A 6,491-nucleotide genomic window follows, 5' to 3' on the forward strand; every position below is an offset into this window, starting at 1 on the left:
CGGCGCTCGGTCCCCGGCCGCAGCCCGCCCAGCAGCTCTCCCGCGCGCAGCACACCGCGCCGAACGACGTCGTCGCGCTGCACTCCGGCTACCCGGACCGCGAGCTGCTCCCCGAGCGCCTGGTCCGTGCCGCCTTCACCCGGGCGGCGAGGACCGACGCCGCGGTGACCCGGTCCCCCGCCGCCGGGATGTCCGAGCTGCAGGCTTGGTTCGCGGCCGAGGTCGGCGGCGCCGCACCCGTCGGCGTGGCGCCGCCCGCGCCGAGCGACGTCGTCGTCTTCCCCGGCAGCCAGAGCAGCCTCAGCATCACGTTCCGCGCGCTGGTGGGCGCGGGCCGGCCCCTGCTGGTGGAGTCGCCCACTTACTGGGGTGCCCTGCTCGCCGCCGAGCAGGTGGGCGTGCAGGTGGTGCCGGTACCCAGCGGTCCCGGTGGCCCGGACCCGGAGGCGCTCGCGCGAGCATTCGAGCAGACCGGGGCACGCGCCTTCTACGCGCAGCCACACTTCGCCAACCCGACCGGAGGCCGCTGGTCCCCCGACCTGTGCGACGAGGTGCTCCGGCTGGCCCGGCAGCACGGCGCGTACGTGATCGAGGACGACTGGGCGCACGACTTCGGCATCACCGAGGACGTGGTGCCGCTCGCCTCCCGCGACGACGCCGGGCACGTGGTCTACCTGCGCTCGCTGACCAAGAGCGTGTCCCCGGCGGTCCGTGTGGCCGGACTCGTCGCGCGAGGCCCGGCCCGCGACCGCATCCTCGCCGGCGCCCAGGCCGAGTCCATGTACGTGAGCGGCATGCTCCAGGCCGTAGCGCTCGACGTCGTGACCCAGCCCGCCTGGCGCACTCACCTGCGCGGCCTGCGCCAGCAGCTCGCCGGACGCCGCGACCTGCTGCTCGGAGCGCTCCGCGAGCGCGTCCCGGAGGCGCGCGTCGAGGCGGTGCCGCAGGGCGGTCTCAACCTCTGGGTGCGGCTGCCCGACACGACCGACCTCGACCGGCTGGTCCGGGACTGCGAGGCGGCGGGCGTGATCATCGCGGCGGGCGACGAGTGGTTCCCGGCCGAGCCGACCGGGGCCTACCTACGGCTCAACTACTCCGGCCCGAACCCGGGGGCGTTCCCCGAGGGTGCGCGCGTGCTGGGCGAGACGCTGGCGCGGCAGCTGGGCTGACGTCGACGCCGGCCCGTTCGTGATGGCTAGATACCGTCCGCGCTGCCCTGCAGCGCGGCCACCAGGTGCGGCATGGTGCTCGAAGGATTGGGGCCGCGGGTGTTGAGGTCTGTGGATCGGCTCCTGCTGGTGGCGATGGCGACCGCGTCTTCGACATGACCGAACGGAAAGTCGGTGGGGAGGTGCTTGCACGCGCCGACGAACCCGTGGCGGCGCAGCTCTTTCCTGAGCGAGCCGGCGGTGTGGGGCGCGCTGCTCTCCGTGAAGTGCCACAGCAACCACACCTCGAACTGTGGATTTGAGACGACCACGGTCTCGGACCCGGCGTCGCACTGTCGCAGGACCGTGTCCAAGGTGGCGTGGTCGTCCACGTCGACCACGAGCCACACGGCCTCGTAGTCACCTTTGGCGGCGAGCGCACGTGCCTTCGCCAGGACGCGGGATGGTTCGCCTCCACCGCGCTGAACGGTGCACGGCACCACGGTGACACCGGCGGTCCGCCAGACCCTGAAGATATTGGATCTCGGTGATCTCGCCCTCGGTCACCACCAGCAGTTTCTTGTTCTCGCGGCGATCCGGGCGGTTCCTCCTGACAGAACCACCCTTACGCATCCGCGCGCACCTTTGTCTCCTCGTCGAGGAGCGTGACGAGGAAGGATCGCGCGGTCCGGGGGATGGCTCCGTAGCGGCCGTCGAGGTACCGCTTCGAGAAGTTCTGATCCGGGCGGGTCGGAAATTCCGCAAGTGAGAAGAGTGACGTGGCGCCGTCACCGTCCTTCTCGGTGAACCAGGTCTCCTCGGGAGTGAGCATCGAATCCGACTGGGCAGAGAGCAGGAACGTGTCGTGCGTCGTGAAGATCAGCTGGGCGCCGGTGTGGTTGTAGTCCGGGTCCTTGAACATTCGGAGAATCACCTGCGACAGCTGCGGATGCAGGCTGGCGTCGATCTCGTCGACGATGAGAAGTCCACCCGAGCGCAGGATCGTCAGTGCTGGGAGCGCGAGGCTGAGCCACGACAGCGTTCCGGTGCTCTGTGATCCCAGCGGCAGAGGGAAGACACCGTTGCGGCCTGCGTGCTGGAACATCAGCGCGCGCCGGATCAGCTCGATCTTGACCGATGGGTGCTCGGCCGGTGTCGAGCCGGCGGGACCGGACTCATCGGTGCCTTCGCCGGACTCGGCCGGTCCAGGTTCCAGGTGTCGATGGAACAGTTCAGTGAGTTCATTGCTGAACTCCCGGACGTCCTCGGGTATCTCCGACTCGTCGATACCGACGTCGGTGATGCCGATATCGGCGACCCGGAGAAGTGTCTTCACGTCGTTGAGGCTGATCTCGCCCTCGGCGATTCCCTCAGTGATCTGCTGCAGGCGGCGGTTACGGTCCTGCTCCGAGAAGTCGGCGACGACGATCTGGTCCGCGAACGCGGCGAACAGTCGGCCGAGCAGGCCGTGCCCGTTGCCTGCGGCCTTGGAGAGGAAGAGAGCACGGCTTCCGGTGGCAGCCGCGTGCAGCCGGGGGGAACCAACCAGGGCGCGGCCGAACTTGAACTCGTTGCCTTCCCGCTCGAACAGAACCCGGTGCTTCGTACTCGGGTAGTCGTAGAGCCATTCCTGGCGCACGGCGTTCTCGGTGATCTCGAATCCGTACTGGTAGCGGACGTCGTCAAGCACGAAGTCGACCGAATAGGCGGACGGCTCAGGGGCGGACCGCGCGGTCAGTCGGAACGGCTGCTGCGGAAGCCTCCTGCGGTGACTCCACGACGTCGCGGAACTGACGACCACTGCCTGAAAGAACTCGACCGCGTCGACGACCGTCGACTTGCCCGACGCGTTCGCGCCGTAGACCCCGGCGACCCGAGTCGTGGCACCCACCCAGTCCCCGTCCTTGGGGCGAGCGGTGGTCAGACTCGGTCGGACGAGGGAGAGCTCCGCTTCGTCACGGATGCTCCGGTGGTTCTCGACCCGGAAGCGCAGGAGAATCATGGGCCCATGATTGCACTATCAAGGCTTGTTTCGTCGAGATTCGACGAAATTCGTGTGGATAACGTGATGCGAGTGCGGTGGGGTGGACCTACTTGGCCGCCAGCGTCCGCGCCCAGGCCACCCCGCGTCGCACCCACGCGGTGAGCTCGGCCTCGGGGCCGAGCGCGTCGGCCGGGACGTCCAGCCAGCCCGCCATGGTCCGGGCACCCATCACCGCGCGCGACGCGGCCGTGGTGCGGGCCAGCTCGTCGGCGGCGTCCGCACCTACCCGCACCAGCAGTCCGTCGCCGCGTACCGCCACGGCGAGGTTGCCGCCCACCAGGAACGACAGCCCGCCGAACATGCGCTTCTCGGACAGGCCGTCCTCGCCGGCCAGGGCGTGCCGGATCTCGTCGGCCAGGACCAGGTCGTATGCCATGCCGCCGACGCTACGCCTGCTCCCGCCGCTCCAGCCGGAAGAGGCGCACCACCCGGCCGGACGTCCGCTCGTACTGGCGGTAGCCCGGCCACTGCCGCTCGATCCGGGCCCACGCGGCGTCGCGCTCGTGGTCCTCGATCAGCGTGGCGCGGACCGGGATGCGGCGGCCGTGCACGGTGATGCTCGCGTCGGGGTGGGCCAGCAGGTTGTAGGTCCACGCGGGATGCCGGCTCTGCGCGAACGACGAGCCCGCGACGATTCCCCGGCCGCGCCCCTCGGGCGTGTACATGAGGTAGGTGTCGTGCTGCCGGCCCGACCGTGCCCCGGTCGTGTGCAGCACGAGCGACGGCACCAGCAGGGCGCTGATCTGCAGCCGGCCGCCGGAGCACCAGGCGAGCGCCCGCTCGGCGGGCGGCAGCAGCACCGGGCCGACGGCGCGGAACACCCGCGTGCGCGTCAGCGGTGCGACGAGGGAGCGGACGGCGTGCAGCAGGCTGGCCATCTGACCATGATCTGACGGGCCGGCGTAGTCGGCACCACGATGCGGGGTAGCGTCGCGACCGGCGCTCTCGATCGTGCGCTTCCCCGACCGACGCCGCCTGGAGGAGTCATGACCATCACCCACGAGACCGTCGCCGTGCCGGACGGCGTCGTAGCACCGCGGTTCCGCCCGCCGGCCGGCGCGTCGGACGCCGCGACGGTGTCGCTCGACGGCGAGTGGCGGTTCCGGCTGTTCCCGCACCCGGACACGGGTATGGACCGCGCGGAGCCTGGCGAGGACTGGGACCGCCTGTCGGTGCCCGGGCACTGGCAGCTCGCCCAGGCCCCGCACGCCTGGCCGTACGGCGTGCCCGAGTACAACAACGTGACCTTCCCGTTCCCGATCGAGCCGCCGCACGTGCCCGACGACAACCCGACCGGCGAGTACCGCACCACGCTGCGGCTGCCGTCCGACTGGCCCGAGGGCGGCCGCACCCTGCTGCGCTTCGAGGGTGTGGACTCCTGGTTCCAGGTGGCGCTCGACGGCGAGCTGCTCGCCACGTCCCACGGCTCGCGCCTGCCCACCGAGGTGGACCTCACCGACCGCCTGACCCGGGGCGGCGAGCACCTGCTCGCGGTCCGCGTCACCAAGTGGTCGGCCATGTCGTACGCCGAGGACCAGGACCAGTGGTGGCTCTCGGGCATCTTCCGCAGCGTGTCGCTGGAGCACCGCCCCGACGGCGGGCTCGACGACGTCCGCGTGCACGCCGCCTACGACCACACGACCGGGACGGGCACGCTGCGCGTGGACGCCATGTCCGTGGGTACCGGCCGGGACGCCGTCGCCGCCCGCGTGACGGTTCCGGAGCTCGGCGTCGACGCGGCGTCGGGCGAGGAGGTCCGGGTGGCCGTCGAGCCGTGGAGCGCCGAGCGCCCCCGGCTCTACGACGTCGTCATCACGACGGACACCGAGACGGTGACGCTCGCCGTCGGCTTCCGCACCGTCTCGATCGAGGACGGGGTGTTCCTGGTCAACGGCCGGGCGGTCAAGCTGCGCGGCGTGAACCGGCACGAGTTCGACCCGCTGCGCGGGCGCTCAGTGACCCTGGAGCGGATGCTCGAGGACGTGCTGCTCATGAAGCGGCACCACATCAACGCGGTCCGCACGAGCCACTACCCGCCGCACCCGCACTTCCTGGACCTGTGCGACCGGTACGGCCTCTACGTCATCGACGAGAACGACCTGGAGACACACGGTTTCGAGGACGAGCGCGGCTGGGAGGGCAACCCGGTCGACGACCCGGACTGGACCGAGGTGCTCGTCGACCGCGTCACCCGGATGGTGCGCCGCGACGGCCACCACGCGAGCATCATCCTGTGGTCGCTCGGCAACGAGGCCGGCGGCGGCATCAACGTCCCCGCGATGGCCGACGCCGTGCGCTCGCTCGACCCGAGCCGGCCGATCCACTACGAGGGCGACTGGTCCAGCGAGCACGTGGACGTCTACTCGCGGATGTACGCCGAGACCGAGCACGTGAACCTGATCGGGCAGGGCATCGAGCCGGCGCTGGAGCGCGCGGACGCCGACGCCCGCCGCCGGGGCATGCCGTTCCTGCAGTGCGAGTACGCGCACGCCATGGGTAACGGCCCGGGCGGGCTGTCCGACTACGACGCGCTGTTCGACCGGTACCCGCGCCTGATGGGCGGGTTCATCTGGGAGTGGATCGACCACGGCCTGACCCGCACGGACGCCGCCGGCAACCTGTTCTCGGCGTACGGCGGCGACTTCGGCGAGCGGTTCCACGACGGCACGTTCATCGCCGACGGCCTGCTGCTGCCCGACCGCACGCCCTCGCCGGGCCTGCTGGAGACGGCGGCCGTGTTCGCGCCGGTCCGGATCGACGCGCAGCCGGACGGCACCCTGCTGGTACGCAACCGTTACGCGTTCCGGGACACGAGCCACGCCGAGCTGCGCTGGACGCTGCACCGCGGCGAGGAGGAGCTCGTCACGGGCACGCTCGACCTGGTCCTGGAGGCCGGGACCGAGGCCGTCGTCGGCCCGCCGGCCGACCTGACCCTGCCGGAGCCGGGCGAGGCGCCGGTCTGGTGGACGCTGCGGGCCGTACAGGAGAAGGCGGACGCGCTGGAGGAGCCCTGGCTGGAGGCCGGGTTCGTGCTCGGCGCGGGGCAGCTCATGCTCGTCGGGCCGGCGCCCCTGGCGGCGCCGTCGGGCCGCGTGACCGCGGAGGCCGACGGCGGGTACTCCGCCGGTCCGGCACGGTTCGACCGCCGGGGTGACCTGCGCTCGCTCGCGGGCCGCGACGTGCACGCCTTCCGGGTGGACGGGTGGCGGGCGCCGACCGACAACGACCGCCGCGCGGGGATGTGGCGCGGGCAGTCCGACGCCGAGGTGTGGCGCAGCACGAGCATGCACCTGCTCGCC

6 protein-coding genes are annotated in these 6,491 nt (G+C 71.4%); 2 read left to right on the plus strand and 4 right to left on the minus strand.

From position 1 onward, the window contains the following. Window positions 1–1,169: aminotransferase-like domain-containing protein (locus PROKR_RS13990; RefSeq protein ID WP_211240137.1), on the plus strand; the 1,169-nt coding region annotated here is incomplete at its 5' end. Between the two features lie 26 nt (window positions 1,170–1,195). Here the strand turns inward: PROKR_RS13990 and PROKR_RS13995 are convergent. The 4 genes from PROKR_RS13995 to PROKR_RS14010 all read right to left on the minus strand — a co-directional run bounded on the left by PROKR_RS13995 (window position 1,196) and on the right by PROKR_RS14010 (window position 4,070). Next, the gene (locus PROKR_RS13995; RefSeq protein WP_036964270.1) at window positions 1,196–1,651 is read right to left on the minus strand and encodes an RloB domain-containing protein; all 456 of its coding nucleotides are present in this window, start codon (window positions 1,649–1,651) and stop codon (window positions 1,196–1,198) included. Window positions 1,652–1,773: 122 nt separating this feature from the next. Beyond that, window positions 1,774–3,150 carry an AAA family ATPase gene (locus tag PROKR_RS14000; protein ID WP_051432988.1) on the minus strand — a complete coding sequence of 459 codons (1,377 nt, stop codon included), beginning with the start codon at window positions 3,148–3,150 and terminating at the stop codon, window positions 1,774–1,776. Between the two features lie 88 nt (window positions 3,151–3,238). Further along, window positions 3,239–3,568 carry a TfoX/Sxy family protein gene (locus tag PROKR_RS14005; protein WP_036964271.1) on the minus strand — a complete coding sequence of 110 codons (330 nt, stop codon included), beginning with the start codon at window positions 3,566–3,568 and terminating at the stop codon, window positions 3,239–3,241. A gap of 10 nt (window positions 3,569–3,578) precedes the next feature. Then, window positions 3,579–4,070 (minus strand): nitroreductase family deazaflavin-dependent oxidoreductase, encoded by a 492-nt coding sequence (locus PROKR_RS14010; RefSeq protein ID WP_036964272.1) that lies wholly within the window; start codon window positions 4,068–4,070, stop codon window positions 3,579–3,581. A 108-nt stretch (window positions 4,071–4,178) separates the two neighbouring features. On the opposite strand from PROKR_RS14010, the gene PROKR_RS14015 reads away from it, so the two are divergent. Beyond that, window positions 4,179–6,491: glycoside hydrolase family 2 TIM barrel-domain containing protein (locus tag PROKR_RS14015; RefSeq protein ID WP_051432989.1), on the plus strand; the 2,313-nt coding region annotated here is incomplete at its 3' end.

It is taken from the genome of Promicromonospora kroppenstedtii DSM 19349 (genome assembly GCF_000515355.1).
Classification (GTDB): domain Bacteria; phylum Actinomycetota; class Actinomycetes; order Actinomycetales; family Cellulomonadaceae; genus Promicromonospora; species Promicromonospora kroppenstedtii.